Below are 16,608 nucleotides of genomic sequence, written 5' to 3' on the forward strand. Positions count from 1 at the left end.
GTTCTATATCAGTGAATTGTTTCTTGCTCATGATTTCATCCCCCCGCTACTTATACCAGTGTACAAAAAAATACCCATAGCTTAAACACTTTTTTCAAAGTGTCTAGTCTATGGGTACCAGTTTATTATGGGCTATGCCCTTTTTTAATGCATGTTGAAAGTTATACTGATGCCGATTGAATCGTCATCGTGTGCGTTAGCAATTTCTAATTGAAATCCAAATTACAGGTTGTATGATTTTTCAATTACAGGGCAAGATAATTATCACATGATTTGAGTATGTAAATAATGGAGAAGACTATGGTTGAAAAATACGACTCCCAAATGTCCACATGGCTCGATGAACTAAAACAGAAATTAAACAATATGGATGATGCTGAAGTGGTTGAGCACAAAATGGGTACCAGAACTACAGTCCATGTTTTATACATAAAAACGTTAATCGATCAAGAGCGTTTAAACGAAGCGATTATTCAGCCACTTCATCGATCTACCGGCATTTCGCTTTCTTCATGCATAACCAATGCCAAAGTTTCGGAAGTTTTATCGATGGAAGATGCCGAACAAAAAATAATGCAAGGATTTATTCTTCTAAACGATTCAGTCAACGATCAATGGATAGGCGTCCAAATGGAAAATCCTCTTGGCCGAGCAGTTGAACCTTCCCAAACGGAAACTGTTATATATGGAGCCAAAGACAGCTTCAGTGAACAAATCGATAAGAACATTACAATGTTGCGCAGACGTTTGCCTATAACGACATTAAAAACGGAAAGCTTCACTGTCGGTTCACTGAGTAAATCGAAAGTTGTGTTACTGTACATAGACGGATTAATTAATCCGGAATATGTTTCCCTTGCAAGAAAAAAAATTGAAAGTGTGGATTATGATCAATTATTAGACTCCTCTCAGCTTGCAGCTTTTATTGAAGATCATCATCATACGGTCTTACCGCAGTTTTTACAAACGGAACGGCCGGATGCCTGCGCCTATGCCTTAGGAGAGGGAAAGCTGACGCTATTGATTTCCAATTCACCGTTTGCATTGATTGGACCCATTACTTTTTTTCATCTATTCCAATCGCCGGAAGACTACTTCCTTCGTTGGCCGGTAGCAAGTGCTTTACGATTAATCCGGTACGGAAGTTTTGTTGTTTCTTTGACGATGATTCCTTTTTATGTTGCGTTAACGACATTTCATTACCAGATGATTCCGTTGCCGATACTTTTCGTATTATTGGAATCGAGAAGCAAATTGCCCTTTACTCCATTTGCGGAAGGATTTTTTATGATCATAACGCTGGAAATCATCAAAGAAGCAAGTTTGCGAATGCCGTCTAAAACCAGTCAAACGTTAGGTGTAATCGGTGGTATCGTTATTGGACAAGCGGCTGTAGAAGCAGGCTTTGCAAGTAAAGTATTGATTGTTTTAATGGGTATATCCGCGATTGCTTTCTTTTTAGTCCCCAATTATCAAGTGACAAAATCCATGGTGCTGATGCAAGTTCTTCTTCTTATCCTTGCATCGTTTCTTGGGTTGCCGGGAATCGTGATCGGGCTGATCGGGATTCTTGCACATATCCATGGATTAACGTCATTAGGTCAACCTTATTTTGCGCCGATCGCCCCTTTTTATGGGAAGGACTGGAAGGACCTCTTTATCCGCGGCCCTTTAATATGGATGAAAACGCGTCCTAAAAACCTAAAACCACTGCGGAAATCGCGTAAGGAGATAAAGAAGTGAAGAGTCTATATAATCGAACTTCAACCTTTGATGGAATCTACTTCCTCTTATTGATCAATCGTACGCAAATGCATTATTATGTTTTAATTATGCCGGTTTATTTGGTTCATTCTTATATGATTTGGGGAATTGTCGTGATGGGTCTGCTGTCCCAACTTAATGTGATGCTGCTATCTAAATGGTTTACTTCCAGTTATGCAGCAAAAGGTTATCAAGGATTTTTACAGCTTTTCGGGAAACGGATGGTTCAAGTTTTCGCAATATTTGGTTTTCTGATAATATTGTTAAAAATTTCAATACTATCACTGGGATACGTTGAAATGCTCCATAGTTTTATTTATCCGTCAATGGATAAAAAGTGGCTGATCCTAGTGATTCTTTTGATTAGCTTATATGTGGCTTCACATGGAATGGAGAAAACATTGCGTTTTGTCGTCATCGCCTTTCTTTGCGGGGCGTGGATATTAATTGTGTTTATTCCTTTTTTCTTTCCACCGATTGCAAATTATCGCGATTTATATCCCCTCATACCTACCGAATGGTCAGGACAATCATGGCAGGGTTTATTGTTTATTTGGTCGGCATATTCTGGTTCAGTATATTTAGCCTTTATGGTTCCATGGCTAAGCTCTAATAAAAAAATAACGAAATATCTGGTCATTGGTAACATGCTGACGATCATTGAATACTTATTATTGTTCATTGCTACGATATTGTTTTACGGTTCGAGCTTCTTAAGCAAGATCAATTTTCCGGTAGTATATATGGGAAGCTACATTGAAACGAACGCATTAGATCGAATCGATTACATCCTTATCTCTTTTCATATGTTTAATTATGTGTTCGACATTTCAATTCTTCTGTTGTGTTTTTATGGAGCCATAAGAGTCATTATGAGTAAAATGAACGAACGCACGACTCGGATTGGATTATTGTCGAGTTGGTTCGTCATTTTAATAAGCATCATTTTAATGAATCAATGGTTATGGCAAAGCGTTCCGGGTCAAAAATTATTACTTAACATTCAGAGCTGTCTCGGCGGATTCATTTATTTACTTGTTCCTACGATTCTATATACTGCAGTTAAACGAAAGGAGAGTATGTAGGGATGGTACTATACAAGCACTATGGTATATTAGTGATTGTAAGCCTTATGTGGATGACCAGTTGTTCTTCTCCATTTGTCGAGAACAATATGATCGAAGAGATTGCTCCTGTAGTTTTCTGGTCGGTTGATAAGGGGGCGGAAGGAAAATTGAAAATTAGTACTTTAGTACCACCGCTCATCCAAGAAGAAAAACGTCTGCTCTCCAAAGAAGTCGATCTGTTAAAACAGGGAGGCAAGGAGTTTAATTTAATTTATTATCAGGAATTAAAGCAGGGGCAGCTGCGAATGTTATTAATCAATGAGGAGCTGGCAAAAGAAGGAGGCATTGAAAAACTGATCAATACGCTAATGATTGATCCCGATATTTCAATGCGTGTTTATTTGTTGGTTGTCAGAGGGGATTTTGATGAATATATAAAAAATCAACTAACGAAGCAAGAAAACCAAGAATATTATCTTTACCGTATGTTACAGCATTACGAGAAGCATAACCAAGGTGAAATGAGCATCGTCAATATTCATCAATTTATGAAAAAGTTATATTCCCCTTTTAAGGATCCGTTTCTGCCGGTTTTTCATTCGGATAAGAACAATTTCAATTACATAGGGACAGCCTTATTCCAAAAGGATAAAGAAGTAATGGTCATTCAAGATGTGGAAGATGAAATTTTCCAACTTCTGGATAACGATCATTTCTTGAAAATCTTGGCCATTCCCAAGTTATCTATCAGTTTAGGACGTATTCGATCCAATGTTCGCATGAAACTATCGAGGGACTATTCATCCTTGTCTTTACAAGTGAGATTAAACGGTAGAATTGAAGAATACCATGGAGAAAACAATATTCAAAAAGAGGAACAATTGGAACAATTAATTCATGAGATTGAGGTCTACCTCGAGGAACAAACGTCAGATTTATTAAAAAGAATGCAACAGTGGAAAGTGGATCCCTTAGAGATCGGAACCTATTCACTTAAGCCGTTTTCTAAAGAAATAACTGATGAGCAATGGATGGAGTATTGGGAAAATATGAAAATTAATGTTGACTACGACATCAAATTATATCCTTTAATTAATGTTGAACGGCTGTTGTGATTCAAAAACAAGCCAGTCGTTCCGAACCGCTTGAAAGGTATTTTGTTTAATAGATGCTTAGTAGTCATTTTGGTGCACGTTAACAGAATTAATTGAAGTAATAGAAACTAATAAACACATTCGGGGCATGTGACCGCCATTTAGATTATAGGCGGTTATATTTTTATTCAATTAATGTTTTCTGATATAAAAACATTTCAAAGATATTCCATCCATACATTAGGGTCATCTCTTCATAGATTCTTAAGGCATTGCAGAAATCTGCTCTTTAACATTCTAGTTTTATTCCACAAGCACATATTTTGAGCCCACCTTAGTGCATTAAGTCCATATAACACGACTGAACAGCCGCAGGCAAGCGCCCTGCGGCTGTTGGTCGTACGACCGCTCAGCAGTCTTAGCTTAGCCGTTTCAGCTTGAAGTAGATCTGATAGGGCTCATATCCGATATCGCGGATGCGACGCAGTTGAATCACCGGGTCCTGCTGGACTGTCTTGAAAAAGTAACGCCAGCTTCCCCATTCCCGCTCATTCTCGAGTTCGATTTCGGAGGCAATGTCCTCATTGTCCACGTATAAGATTCGCTCCGCTTCGCCAATCCCTGCAAGCACGTCCGGGCCGTAACGGAATGCCCCCATGTTCGCATCATCAGGTAGCGGGACAAACTGGATACCGATGGGCAGTAGCAGACTCACGCGGTCGCCATCCTCCCAGCTTCGCTGAATGACATAGAATTGCTCACTAGCCTTCGTTGCTCCATGCAACTCCCCGTTCACATAAACTTGAGCTTCAGCGCGGATCCAATCAGGGATGCGGAGATTCAATTCGAACGCTTGAGGCTTGCTAATGTTGATCATGAAATCGTGCTTGCGATAGGCAGGCATGTTCTCGTGCATTACGGTCATGTCATTGATCGCATGATGACCGGCAGTGTTCGAGGAATTCAGCATGCTACCACTCATACGATCCTGGTTCTGGTGAATACGGACCTGCAGCCCACCGATGGTTGTCTTCATCTCGGAATCAAAATACTGACAAACATATACGCTATCATCCTTCACATAGTAAAGCCCCTGTTTCCAGGCAGCGTTGGCCTGTACCATCGTTCCATGACAGCAGAAGAAGCTGTCGGTCTCTGTGCTCCAGTCTTTACGCAGGCCGGCCTTCATCGGCAGGAAGTACGTTAGCAGTCCGGTAGACGGGTCATTGTGCTTGTTGCCAGTCAAGAAATATTCCTGGTAATACGCCTGTGCCATGATGCCGTTATACAGATTGTATTCAATGTATTGCATAAAGGCGGGATCGCCACTGTGTCGAAACAGAAACTCTGCCAACCGAATCATATTATAGACTGTGCAGTGCTCCTGGTTTTTGTCTCCGAGACGGGCTTTCATCTTCTGCTTAGGCATCCAGACCTCGCCTGCCGTCTGTCCGCCGGTTGCTAGAGTACCTCTGTCGGTCACCGCACATTGCCAGTATGCCTTGACGATCGCCATCCATCGTGGCTCCCCGGTCACCTCATAAGCCCGAGCGCAGCCGAGCACCTCCGGGATCGTTGTGTTGGCATGCATATTCGTTAGTGGATCGCGCCCTACGAGCAGTGGCTCGAATAGCCGGTTGCGATTGTATCTATCGAGCAGCGTCCTGTATTTGTCCTGTCTGGTAAGATGGAGCAGGTCTGCCCATACCTCGAGCATGCCACCCGTCTCGACGTCAAGGATGTCGTCGAACTGTTCTCTGGAGAATTGACCGCTCCAGTCGACGAACCAATCAGCGAAACGGTCAGCGATCTTCAGTGCTTGCTCGTTTCCTGCGTAGCGATGTGCATCGACGAGTCCCATTAGCAGCTTATGCAGATTGTATTGCGGAGCCCATACGCTTTTGCCATTGGCTATCCAATGCAAATACTTCTCGGGGATCGGCCCGATCCATCGTCCGCCATTGTCATGTTGGCATGCAGCTAACTCGTCGATGATATACTCCAACTTAGCCTTCAGTTCCTTGTCACCCGTTGCCTCATAGTGCAGCGCTGCCGCTGAGAGCCAGTGCCCGAGGAAGTGCCCTCGCAGTTGACAAACCGGTGACTCCCAGCCACCGTGAGCGTCCGCTGGGACGACCCGCCCGTGGAAGCGGCCGGCCTCGACTCGGTAATTCAGAAGTAGATTGTCGCTGCTCAGCTTCATCAGATACGCTCGGTTTGCCGCTTCTCTACGCTTGATGTCACTGTCGCGCACGAGCACGTTAGTGCCTTTTATGGTTTGCATTTTTGTTATCCTCCCCATTTTACATACATTACCTTCGATACGCAGGTGAAGCGCTCTTTATGTGTACTTCCAGCCAATATAACCGCTTACGAAAAACTTTCTTAGCTTCGGATTCAGCTCAGATAGCTTCGATCATACAGTGGCCATCCAGCACGGGCATTCGGATATCGCTAAGGACGAGACTCGTCATTTGTTTCGCACAGTTCTAGCGCCTCCTCTCCGTTATTGACTTCTAGCACATCATAATCACGGTTATAGCCGCGGATAAGATGAGAGAGAGTTCTTTATGTACATTATAGCTACACGTTACTATTTCCACCAGCATTGACTAGTGGGTAAATAAATCGATGGACATCGCGAGCCAGTCTTCGTATTCTAAGCCTGAGGCTGGGCGAGTTGTAATGTATATCGATTGGCGGGCATTATGGATGTAGAAATTAATATTGATTCAAGAATAACTTTGAATGTAGGAAAGACGGTACGTTCCACCCTTTGATTATTTTTAATGAAACGGATTATAATTTCAAGATCAAACCTTATATAATAACGAGAGAATACGAATCAAGGAAGGCGGTTAATGCCATGCATGAAACAATCATGGTCATTGAGGATGAAAAAGCAATCTCGGATGCTATCGCTTACGCTTTAAAGCGTGAGGGATACACGGTTGAAGTAGTTGATCGTGGAGATTTAGCCGTGAAGCGGATTAACGAGACTGAGCCCGATGCTATTATTCTTGATGTGATGCTGCCTGGTATGGATGGCTATGACGTGCTGAAGCAGCTGCACACTAAGGGGAAAATTGGTGTCATTATGCTGACGGCTAAGGAAGACATCGTAAACAAAGTACTTGGACTTGAGCTTGGCGCGGATGATTATTTAACGAAGCCTTTCGATATGAGGGAGCTGCTCGCTAGACTTAAATCGCTATTAAGAAGAATGCATCAGGTAGGAGACAAGGAGGATCGGGATCAGCTTCAGCTCGGTGAGGTAAAGGTACACGTCACGAAGAGAACAGTTGTTGCAAATGGGCACAGGCTAGAACTGACGCCGAAGGAATTTGAGTTGATTGCACTATTAGTTTCGAGTCCTGAGCGGGTGTATACGAGGGAGCAGTTGCTCGACCAAGTATGGGGAATGGACTATTTTGGAGGAACACGAACGGTAGACATTCATGTGCAGAGATTACGCAAAAAGCTGGGGCCGGAGCATGGCGATATCATTCAAACGGTATATGGCATCGGCTACAAGGCAGTTGGAGGCTACGGTGAAAGTTAGTATCAAGCTAAAGCTTAGTTTATTTCTCGCGGCTATCTTATTGCTAACTGTGTTTGTGTTAAGCCTGCTCGTACTTCAGGGAATAGAGAGGAATCAGCAGGTACAAGTGGAGCAATTGTTAGCTCACCAAGCCGAAACTGCCAATGTTTATTTCATCCAATCAGTCATGTCGGAATCTAATAAAATTCCTGAACATTTTTTAAGAACTAAAGGTGACGCATTCGGTCAGCAATTGGAGTTGATCAGCGGTCAGCCTGTAGTTCTATATGACAGCAACGGTACTATTATAAGCAGAAGGAATGTTCCTCACCAATCCGAAGGTGTTAAGCAGACGCTAACATACACATTGGAGAATAAAACGGCTTATTTGGTAGAGGGAGAGTCCATGTATTATTTGACCCCTCTGCGCGTAGGGAATGAGCAGCTAGGCGTCGTCCAGTTTTATTATTCTCTTCGTGAACATCAAGCCTTCTATGAAGAAATTAAGCAATTGTTCATTTATATTGGAGCAGGGGTGTTTGTGCTCAGCTTCCTGTTGGCCTACTTTTATTTTAATTCTATTGCCCGCAGTATTATTAGGCTGAACGACGCGGTAGGTCGCATTCGAGAGGGGCATTTTGAAACACCTGTAATGAAGCGAAACGACGAAATTGGAGAGCTTGGTGCAGGAATTGCTGCAATGAGTGAACGGCTTAAGTTAACGATGCAGGATAAAGACAGGGAGCGGGAGAAGCTAGCTCTCGCGGTGCAGAAATTATCTGAGCTTGACCAACAGCAGAAGGAGTTTATTGGTAACGTAACACATGAGTTCAAAACACCGCTAACTTCTATTAAAGCTTTTATTGATCTACTTGATATGTATTCTGATGATGAGGAATTACAGATGACGGCTAGAAGTCATATTGCCAGCGAGACACAAAGGCTATATGAGATGGTAGAGAAGGTACTGCAATTGTCGGCGATGCAGAAGTATGATTTTGAATATAACAAGGAACGGCTTGAAGTAAGTCAAATGATCGGGTCTGTGCTAGGCGGTCTAAAGGGGAAGATGGACAAGTTTGGTCTGACACTCGTAACAGATTTGCACGAAGCTTATATAGAGGCCGACAAGGATTATATGAATATCGTGCTTGCGAATTTACTGGATAACGCTATTAAGTACAACAAACCAAACGGCCATATCTATGTTAGTAATGTCGTTAAGGGAGATCAGGTCGTTATCGAAATTTCGGATACGGGCATAGGCATTCCAAGCGAGGTAACCGATAAAATATTCGAAGCCTTTTACACGGTGGACAAAAATCGGTCGAGGGAGCATGGCGGCGCTGGCCTTGGGTTATCGCTTGCCAAAAGGTATGCAGAGACGCAAGGAGGCAGTATCGCTATCGTAAAGTCAGATGCAAACGGTACAACGTTTAGCTTAACGTTTTTGAGTGTAATCTAGATAAGATTGTTTACATGTTGGAAACAACTTTTGGTTAGATTGCAACAAACAGCTGGTATCGTATGCATTAAGGAGGCGATCATATTGAACAGATCAAAATTAGCGATTATGGCAACCGTGCCTATGTTATTGCTTACTATTACTGCTTGTAGCGGGAATAACGGGGAGAATCGAGTAGTTATCAAGGAACCAGGAAAGACGATTACAATCATTGATAATGAAAGTAAAACACCACCAGCAGAAGATCAAATTGTGGTGGGGAACATTAAAAAATATGAAAAGATGTATATTTACGACTGGCTGAATGAGGAGACAGCTATTGTCTCTAAGGAAAATGAATCCTTAGGTAACATGAAGCTAGAGGAATTATCAGACACCTATCCGCACAGCCTATACCAATATAATTTGAAGACAGATACGTTGACGCCATTGCTAGAAAAGGAGAACATATATATCGGGGGAGTTAAACTGTCTCCGGACAAAAAACATCTAGTCTATCAGGAATATACAATCGGTGATCCATCGTATTATGTTATGAACCTAGAGACGCTGCAGACGGTTAATATTCCTGTAGCCATGAGCGCTCGATGGGTCGATAATGACAGTGTGATTGGAGCTTCTTATGCAGGTGGTGCGTATAGAGCGACAACTAGTGGTGAAGTCGAAGCAGTTTCGGAAATAGCTGACGATTTCCTATTCCTTGTCGCTCAGGTCGGAAATAAGCTTTATTATAATACAAATGCATCCGAGAGCTTAAAGGTTTTAGATATGGAAACAAAAGAGATATCGGAGCTAGGCTTTGATTCAGCAAGCAACATTATTCCGTCACCTGACGGCACTCAACTGCTGGTAGAGCATTACAGTGAAGCGAAGGGCGAAATCGTGCTAAGCGGTATGAATGGTGAAAACCCAAAAACGATTGCACAAGGAGCGGAGCTTGGAGGGATTTCCTGGTCGGCAGATCAGCGTTTTATCGCGTACAGCAAGCAGGATGAGGTTAATGGAGCGATGGTTAAGGGATTGTATGTATATGATGTGCTCTCTGACGAAGAAACTCGGATTTCAGCTAATCTGGAAAGCTCACTAAGTACTACGTGGAACCCGTCTGGCAAGGAGTTAACCTACACCGTATGGAACGGAAGCAGCTATGAAAGCAGTGTAATTGAAATTCAAGCACATCTTGCAACGAATGTCACTGAATAAGTTTGTTTATAGAAATTTTGTCCCTCATCTTCTTATAAGGTGAGGGATTATTGACGTTTTTAATGTTTCTGAGGATATAATCCTTTTTATGTTATAATAATGTTTTAACGGTTAACGTAAGGACATGAGAGGAATGGAATAACATTGAACGATAATTTTTGGAAAGAGTTACCTAAACCGTTTTTTGTACTTGCACCTATGGAAGACGTAACCAATGTCGTGTTCCGTCATGTAGTTGCTAAAGCAGGTAGACCGGATGTGTTTTTTACGGAGTTTACTAATACGGAAAGTTACTGTAATCCAGATGGTATATATAGTGAACGTGGCAGATTATACTTTACGGAAGATGAACAGCCGATGGTTGCACATATATGGGGAAATAACCCTGAATACTATAAAGAAATGAGTGTAGGCTTAGCTAAGCTCGGCTTTAAAGGGATAGATATTAATATGGGTTGTCCTGCACATAATGTTGCAGCTAAAGCGAAAGGCAGTGGGCTTATCCTACAACCTGAGCTTGCTGCAGATATTATACAAGCTGCTAAAGCGGGCGGATTACCGGTAAGTGTAAAAACTAGACTTGGATATACGCATGTTGATGAATGGCGTGAGTGGTTAACACATGTACTACAGCAAGATATTGCAAATCTGTCTATTCATCTACGGACCAAGAAAGAAATGAGTAAAGTAGCAGCACATTGGGAGCTGATACCTGAAATTAAGCAGCTTCGAGATCAGATTGCACCGCACACATTATTAACGATTAATGGAGATATTGCTGACCGGAAAACAGGCTTAATGCTTGCAGAGCAATATGGAATAGATGGAATTATGATCGGTAGAGGTATATTTAATAATCCATTTGCCTTTGAGCAAGATCCAAGAGATCATAGCAGAGATGAAAAAATTGGGCTGTTAAAGCTTCATATAGAGTTATATGATAAGTACTCAACAGAATTGGAGCCAAGACCGTTTGTTCATCTGCTTCGATTCTTTAAGATCTATATTAACGGATTCGATAAGGCAGATGAGTTGAAGGATAAACTCATGCAAACAAAGTCCACAGATGAGGTTCGAAACGTGCTGCAGGAATTTTATATTGGTTTAGATAAGTAAACGATGTGTACGTGAAGTCAGTATCTGGTTGGTGCACAAGGGAGCATAAAGGTGTAATAGAGTACAAAAGAAGCAGGGTAACTCCTGCTTCTTTTTTATGATAAAAAGTACAAAAAAGTGATGATTTAAATGTCTACATTTCAGTATTCGTGTCGAAGAATATTTATTGACAAGGTCAAATTATAGTTATAGGGTATAAATTACAGTTTATATATTGGGAGGAGATTCAATTGTCAGTAGAAATTAACGACGACTTCTTAGTTCCTGATATCGGCTACTTGATTTATAGAAAGTGTACACCAACGTGGGAAATCGCAGAAAATGAAATCACATTTTGTGACATTACTTATGTCATAGAAGGGAAAGGAATCTATGTCATTAATGGAGTAGAATACGAGGTGAAACGCGGAGATCTTCTTTGCATTCCACGAGGTAGCCTTCGTAAAGCACACTGCATCGTCGACGATCTTATGATCGTGTACTCTACTAACTTCACACTCTATGGGATGGATGGCGAACTAGACGGCCTTCCTCTTCCATTGCTGACGCACATTGGAATTAAAAGTGACCTTATCGGGCTTTTTCATGAGCTATCCAATGTCTGGGTTCGTAAGGAAGCGGGGTACCGCATAAAAACAAGAGGATTGCTGCTTGTCATTATTCATAGATTATATGAGCTGATTCTCTTGAAAAAAGACCCCACTAGCACAGACTATCGTGTGAAAAGGGCGATCAGCTATATTTCTGAAAACTATGCAAGCAATATTTCTGTTAAAGAGCTTGCCAATCTGGTAGGACTCAATACCGTTTATTTTGGGGCATTATTTAAGAATGAGACGGGTATGCTGGTCAATCAATACTTGGCGCAAACGAGAATTAATCATGCAGAGGATATGCTGCAAAATGGCGAATGTAACGTAACTGAGGCAGCTGAGCGATGCGGGTATAAAGACCTGTCGCACTTCCGAAAGCAATTTAAAATGATTAAAGGATATTCACCATCACAATGTCTTAGAAAACAACCAGACTAGCGAAAAGTACTCTTTTTCACAAAAAATTATCTTTAATTAGCCTTCCTTAACTATATTCAGACTATTGTCGAAATGTATCTTCAATGCTAAATTGTAATTAACGAACAAAAGTGTTTTGGCTATCTTGATCGTTGCCAACACGATGAACTCAATATGAAAAAAATGTTAAATTAGACCCTTTATTTTTTGTAGTTTGTGTAAACGCTTTATTTTACTAATAAGACACTTCATGGATCATGAAAACAATCAAACCAACTAGAGCGACTTGATCAAAGAGCGACTTAACTGTTCAGTGGAAGAAATTTTGAATAACTGAGATAGATTAAGAGTACAGTTGAAAAGTTTGATTGATTGGTAATTATTGCTTTGATAACGGTTACAAACAAGGGAGATAACATCATCTGGTCAGGCAGCACCCTTGCACAGTGCAATGTACGCCTCTTGCGAGAATGGCGATGGAATGCTGAGCCTACTGTTTCAGAACGTGATCCGTGAGAGTGAAATCTTGATCACGTTGGGGAATCAGATGAACACAGACGCCAAACGATGGAGGAGGTGCTTCTTTAAAACAAGCAGTACAAGAGGGATTGACGTGAGCTATACAGCACCTCTTAATTTATGGAAAAAGCAAGAAAAATTAATATGTAAGGCGGGTATCATATATGTCAACTACAAAGATGAGTAAATCGCTAGTCTATATGAAACGTTACTGGATCCTGTATGCGATGCTTGCACTCCCGATGGCCTTCTTTATCATTTTCCGATATATTCCGATGGGCTACATTCAAATAGCATTCAAAAACTATAGCATTGTACAAAGCCCTTGGCAGATGGAATGGGCAGCAAATCATGGATTTGAATATTTTATAAAGGCATTTTCCAATCGCGACTTTCTTTATGCGCTTAGAAACACACTTTTACTTAATTTTCTAGACTTACTGATTGGATTTCCAGCGCCTATTATGTTAGCAATCATCTTAAATGAACTAGCTTTCAAACGGTTTAAGAAGTTCACGCAAACTGTAGTTTATATGCCACACTTTTTATCATGGGTAATTATTTCAGGTATGGCACTTCAGCTTTTTGCTCCGACTACAGGGCTTGTCAACATCTTGTTAAACAATATGGGCTTTGAGTCCATTCCGTTTCTAAATGATCCTAAGTATTGGGTTGCCACCTACATTTTTCTGGGCATTTGGCAAAGCTGTGGTTGGAATACCATCATCTATCTAGCAGCCATTGCAGGGATTAACCCAGAGCTTTATGAGGCTTCAGCGGTAGATGGAGCAAGTCGTTTACGTAAGATTTGGCATATTACGCTGCCAGGACTTCGTCCAACCATTATTGTGTTGCTAATTCTAAGCCTAGGACAAATTCTAGGTAGTGAATTTGATAGACCTTACGCACTAAGTAATAAGCTTGTCTCAGAAGTCTCTAACGTTATTTCCATATTCGTATACAATAACGGTATTCGTGGATTGCAATTCTCTCTATCCACTGCCGTAGGTTTATTTCAATCAGTCGTGTGCGTCATATTTTTGTTTGCAGCAAACGCTCTTGCAAAAAAATCTGGCGATCGTGGCATTTGGTAGGAGGCTGAAAACATGATTAAATCAAGAAGCCATAAAATCGGAGATTGGGTTATCGCAGCATTTTGTTTATTGTGTGTCTTGGCCTGTCTACTGCCAGTGTTGAATATTTTGGCACGGTCTTTAAGCTCAGCGGATGCTTTAGTGAAAGGTGAAGTGTTACTTTGGCCTGTAGGACTGAATTTTGATGCTTACATGACTGTGCTTGGAGATTCTAAATACACATGGTCGTTACTATGGACAGCAATTCTAACGGTAATCGTCACACTATGGTCTATGTTTATGACGGTTATGTGTGCATACCCGCTTATCTATGACAACCTGAAAGGCAAAAAAATTATTTTAGCAATTATTCTCTTTACGATGTACTTTAGTGCGGGTACAATCCCAACCTATTTGCTTTTGAAAGAGCTGCACTTGCTTAATAATCCGCTAGTATTAATCATACCAAATAGTATTAGTGTATTTTATGTCATCATCATGCGCAGCTTCTTATTCGGGATTCCTGAAAGTCTTAGAGAATCAGCTGAACTCGATGGAGCAGGGCCGCTTAGAGTACTCGTTAGTGTCTATCTTCCACTTTCAATGCCTGTGCTTGCAACGTTGGCATTGTTCTATGCGGTAGGTAGATGGAACGGCTTCTCGGATGCATTGATGTTTATGTCTGATAGAACCTACTTTCCTATTCAATTGCTGCTTTATAACATACTTAATAGTATTACGAGTGTTGAGGTGGCTACACAGGAAGGCTTCTCAAGCCCAGGTCTATCTGAAACGATTAAATCTGCAACCGTTATGTTTGCGACGGTACCGATTTTGCTCGTATACCCTTGGCTGCAGAGATACTTTATTTCCGGTGTTACCATCGGAGCGGTGAAAGGTTAGTTCTTTTAACACCTGATAGAAATTGGCTATGTCAATTTTTATAAATTAATTCAAAAAAAGTGAATGAAAAAGAGGGGGAACAAACATGGGATTTCGTAAATCGATGTCCATTCTGACAGTTATTATTGCTTTTGCGCTAGTAATTGCGGGATGCACGAGCGACAAACCAGCACCATCATCTTCACCTGCTCCAGCAGATAGTACAACACCTGCTGCATCTAATAACTCAGAAGGCAGCGGCGATGCTAGATTAGAAGCGCTAGGTCTAGATTCTGACCTGAAATTTAAGGAAACTCGTAAAATTACAGTAGAGATTTATGACCGTGGTAATGACGGGGGAACGCCTCCAGAGGATAACTTCTATACACAATATATTAAAGATGGGATGCTTCGTGACCATAATGTAGAAGTTACTTTTGTTCCTGTTCCACGTTGGACAGAGACTGAGGTCATTAACAACTATCTGGCAGCGAATCAAGCACCTGATGTCAGTCTCACTTACTCTTATCCAACAATCCAAACCTATGCGAACATGGGTGGTGTTCTTGACTTAGCTCCTCTTCTGGAAGAATACAAAGATCTATTACCAGATATGTGGGAGTATTTAACGGATACTAACATCTATTGGGATCAGGATCCTAACACGGGAACCTTGTGGGCGTTAGAAGGTAAGCTAAATATACTAAACCGTATTAATACGTTTGTACGTGAGGATTGGCTAAAGCAACTTAATATTCCAGCACCAACAACACTACAAGAATTTGAAGATATGCTAGTAGCATTCAAAGACAACGCTTCTACACTACTAGGAGCAGATGCAGACAAGATGATTCCGTTTTCTACAAGCTTTGATGTGGGCTGGCGTGCAGATCATTTGACTGGATCATTCGTGCCTAATGATATAACAGATAAAGACGTCTTCATTAATGGCTTTGATGATCGTCGTTTCCTTTTCCCTAATTACAAAGAAGGTATTAGAGTATTGAACAAGTGGTATAACGAAGGTCTTATTTGGAAAGACTTCCCACTTTATCCTGCTGGAGATACAACAGAGGATAATCTTATGAAATTGGGTTATGTGGGAGCGTTCATGCACAACTGGGATTATCCATATCGTAATGGTGAGGACAGCATTCATGCGAGCCTTCAGCGACTTGTTGGCCCAGATGCAGCTTATGTTGCTATTGAATCATTCCCGAACGATGCTGGTGTTTATAAGAAATTCTTATCAGGTCCTGTTGACCGTAAAATATTCTTCCCGGCAACGAACAAAGAACCACTTGCTTCTCTACTTTATGTGAATTGGATTTCCAAGCTTGAAAATCGCGTATTCCTACAGTTTGGAGAGGAAGGCGTTACTCACGAGAAGTTAGAGGACGGTTCCTTAAAGACAATTGCAGCAACTGGCGAGAAAATTATGAACTCTCCAGCAAACATTGACTACACGATTACAAGTAATGGTCTTGACCTTGGCGATCCTGAATTGACAGTCAAATCGATTGCTAACGGTTATGCTGGTGTTGACTCTAGATTGATTGAAGTAGCACACAAGATTACAACGAATCAAGGACGTATCGGTCAGAACGTCAATGTGGGTGAAATCAAGGCAGAGGATGGTCAAGGTCAAGCACTGAAAGAAAAACGTGATACGATCTTGAACAAAGCTGTTGTTGCACCTGTTGACAAATTTGACGAAGTATATGATTCTGGCATGGACGATTACCTGAAATCAGGCGGTCAAGCGATCATTGATGAGCGTAAAGCTGCTTGGGAAGCACAATTCGGCGATAAAACAATGCTGGATTAATGCAAAGGTAGTTCTATGAGGCTGGGACAGAACACTAGCTTCATAT

At 41.4% G+C, this 16,608-nt stretch carries 12 protein-coding genes; 11 read left to right on the forward strand and 1 reads right to left on the reverse strand.

The annotated features are described in order from the left end of the window. Positions 1-300: 300 nt before the first annotated feature. Genes M3180_RS21995 through M3180_RS22005 form a run of 3 tightly spaced genes read left to right on the forward strand, consistent with a single transcriptional unit; the run spans position 301 to position 3,946 of the window. Positions 301-1,743 (forward strand): spore germination protein, encoded by a 1,443-nt coding sequence (locus tag M3180_RS21995; protein WP_251671531.1) that lies wholly within the window; start codon positions 301-303, stop codon positions 1,741-1,743. Next, positions 1,740-2,849, forward strand: a complete 1,110-nt coding sequence (locus M3180_RS22000) for a GerAB/ArcD/ProY family transporter (RefSeq protein WP_251671533.1) — start codon at positions 1,740-1,742, stop codon at positions 2,847-2,849. The genes M3180_RS21995 and M3180_RS22000 overlap by 4 nt, the downstream gene beginning before the upstream one ends. Before the next feature lie 2 nt (positions 2,850-2,851). Further along, positions 2,852-3,946 (forward strand): Ger(x)C family spore germination protein, encoded by a 1,095-nt coding sequence (locus tag M3180_RS22005; RefSeq protein WP_251671535.1) that lies wholly within the window; start codon positions 2,852-2,854, stop codon positions 3,944-3,946. A gap of 397 nt (positions 3,947-4,343) precedes the next feature. Here M3180_RS22005 and M3180_RS22010 read toward each other — a convergent pair whose 3' ends face one another. Continuing rightward, positions 4,344-6,209, reverse strand: a complete 1,866-nt coding sequence (locus tag M3180_RS22010; RefSeq protein ID WP_251671537.1) for a beta-L-arabinofuranosidase domain-containing protein — start codon at positions 6,207-6,209, stop codon at positions 4,344-4,346. Positions 6,210-6,791: 582 nt separating this feature from the next. Here M3180_RS22010 and M3180_RS22015 point away from each other — a divergent pair. The 8 genes from M3180_RS22015 to M3180_RS22050 all read left to right on the forward strand — a co-directional run bounded on the left by M3180_RS22015 (position 6,792) and on the right by M3180_RS22050 (position 16,562). Beyond that, positions 6,792-7,487 carry a response regulator transcription factor gene (locus M3180_RS22015; protein WP_251671539.1) on the forward strand — a complete coding sequence of 232 codons (696 nt, stop codon included), beginning with the start codon at positions 6,792-6,794 and terminating at the stop codon, positions 7,485-7,487. Continuing rightward, on the forward strand, positions 7,477-8,931 hold the full coding sequence (locus M3180_RS22020) for a sensor histidine kinase (RefSeq protein ID WP_251671541.1): 1,455 nt from the start codon (positions 7,477-7,479) through the stop codon (positions 8,929-8,931). The genes M3180_RS22015 and M3180_RS22020 overlap by 11 nt, the downstream gene beginning before the upstream one ends. Positions 8,932-9,015: 84 nt before the next feature. Next, complete coding sequence (locus M3180_RS22025) at positions 9,016-10,134, forward strand: TolB-like translocation protein (RefSeq protein ID WP_251671543.1); 1,119 nt, start codon at positions 9,016-9,018, stop codon at positions 10,132-10,134. A 144-nt stretch (positions 10,135-10,278) separates the two neighbouring features. Further along, the gene (locus M3180_RS22030; protein WP_251671545.1) at positions 10,279-11,250 is read left to right on the forward strand and encodes a tRNA dihydrouridine synthase; all 972 of its coding nucleotides are present in this window, start codon (positions 10,279-10,281) and stop codon (positions 11,248-11,250) included. Between the two features lie 230 nt (positions 11,251-11,480). Then, entirely contained in the window at positions 11,481-12,281 is an 801-nt protein-coding gene (locus M3180_RS22035) for an AraC family transcriptional regulator (protein ID WP_251671547.1), read from the forward strand. Positions 12,282-12,943: 662 nt separating this feature from the next. Beyond that, positions 12,944-13,873 (forward strand): ABC transporter permease, encoded by a 930-nt coding sequence (locus M3180_RS22040; protein ID WP_251671549.1) that lies wholly within the window; start codon positions 12,944-12,946, stop codon positions 13,871-13,873. A gap of 12 nt (positions 13,874-13,885) precedes the next feature. Next, complete coding sequence (locus M3180_RS22045) at positions 13,886-14,755, forward strand: carbohydrate ABC transporter permease (protein WP_251671551.1); 870 nt, start codon at positions 13,886-13,888, stop codon at positions 14,753-14,755. Between the two features lie 85 nt (positions 14,756-14,840). After that, on the forward strand, positions 14,841-16,562 hold the full coding sequence (locus M3180_RS22050) for a type 2 periplasmic-binding domain-containing protein (RefSeq protein ID WP_251671553.1): 1,722 nt from the start codon (positions 14,841-14,843) through the stop codon (positions 16,560-16,562). Positions 16,563-16,608: the final 46 nt, after the last annotated feature.

The organism is Paenibacillus camelliae (assembly GCF_023715345.1).
In the GTDB taxonomy this organism is placed as follows: Bacteria; Bacillota; Bacilli; order Paenibacillales; family Paenibacillaceae; genus Pristimantibacillus; species Pristimantibacillus camelliae.

Coding starts and splice junctions, on each gene's coding strand:
- M3180_RS22045 (WP_251671551.1), top strand. CDS start 13,886: ATGATTAAATCAAGAAGCCATAAAATCGGAGATTGGGTTATCGCAGCA.
- M3180_RS22040 (WP_251671549.1), top strand. CDS start 12,944: ATGTCAACTACAAAGATGAGTAAATCGCTAGTCTATATGAAACGTTAC.
- M3180_RS22050 (WP_251671553.1), top strand. CDS start 14,841: ATGGGATTTCGTAAATCGATGTCCATTCTGACAGTTATTATTGCTTTT.
- M3180_RS22005 (WP_251671535.1), top strand. CDS start 2,852: ATGGTACTATACAAGCACTATGGTATATTAGTGATTGTAAGCCTTATG.
- M3180_RS21995 (WP_251671531.1), top strand. CDS start 301: ATGGTTGAAAAATACGACTCCCAAATGTCCACATGGCTCGATGAACTA.
- M3180_RS22015 (WP_251671539.1), top strand. CDS start 6,792: ATGCATGAAACAATCATGGTCATTGAGGATGAAAAAGCAATCTCGGAT.
- M3180_RS22010 (WP_251671537.1), bottom strand. CDS start 6,209: ATGCAAACCATAAAAGGCACTAACGTGCTCGTGCGCGACAGTGACATC.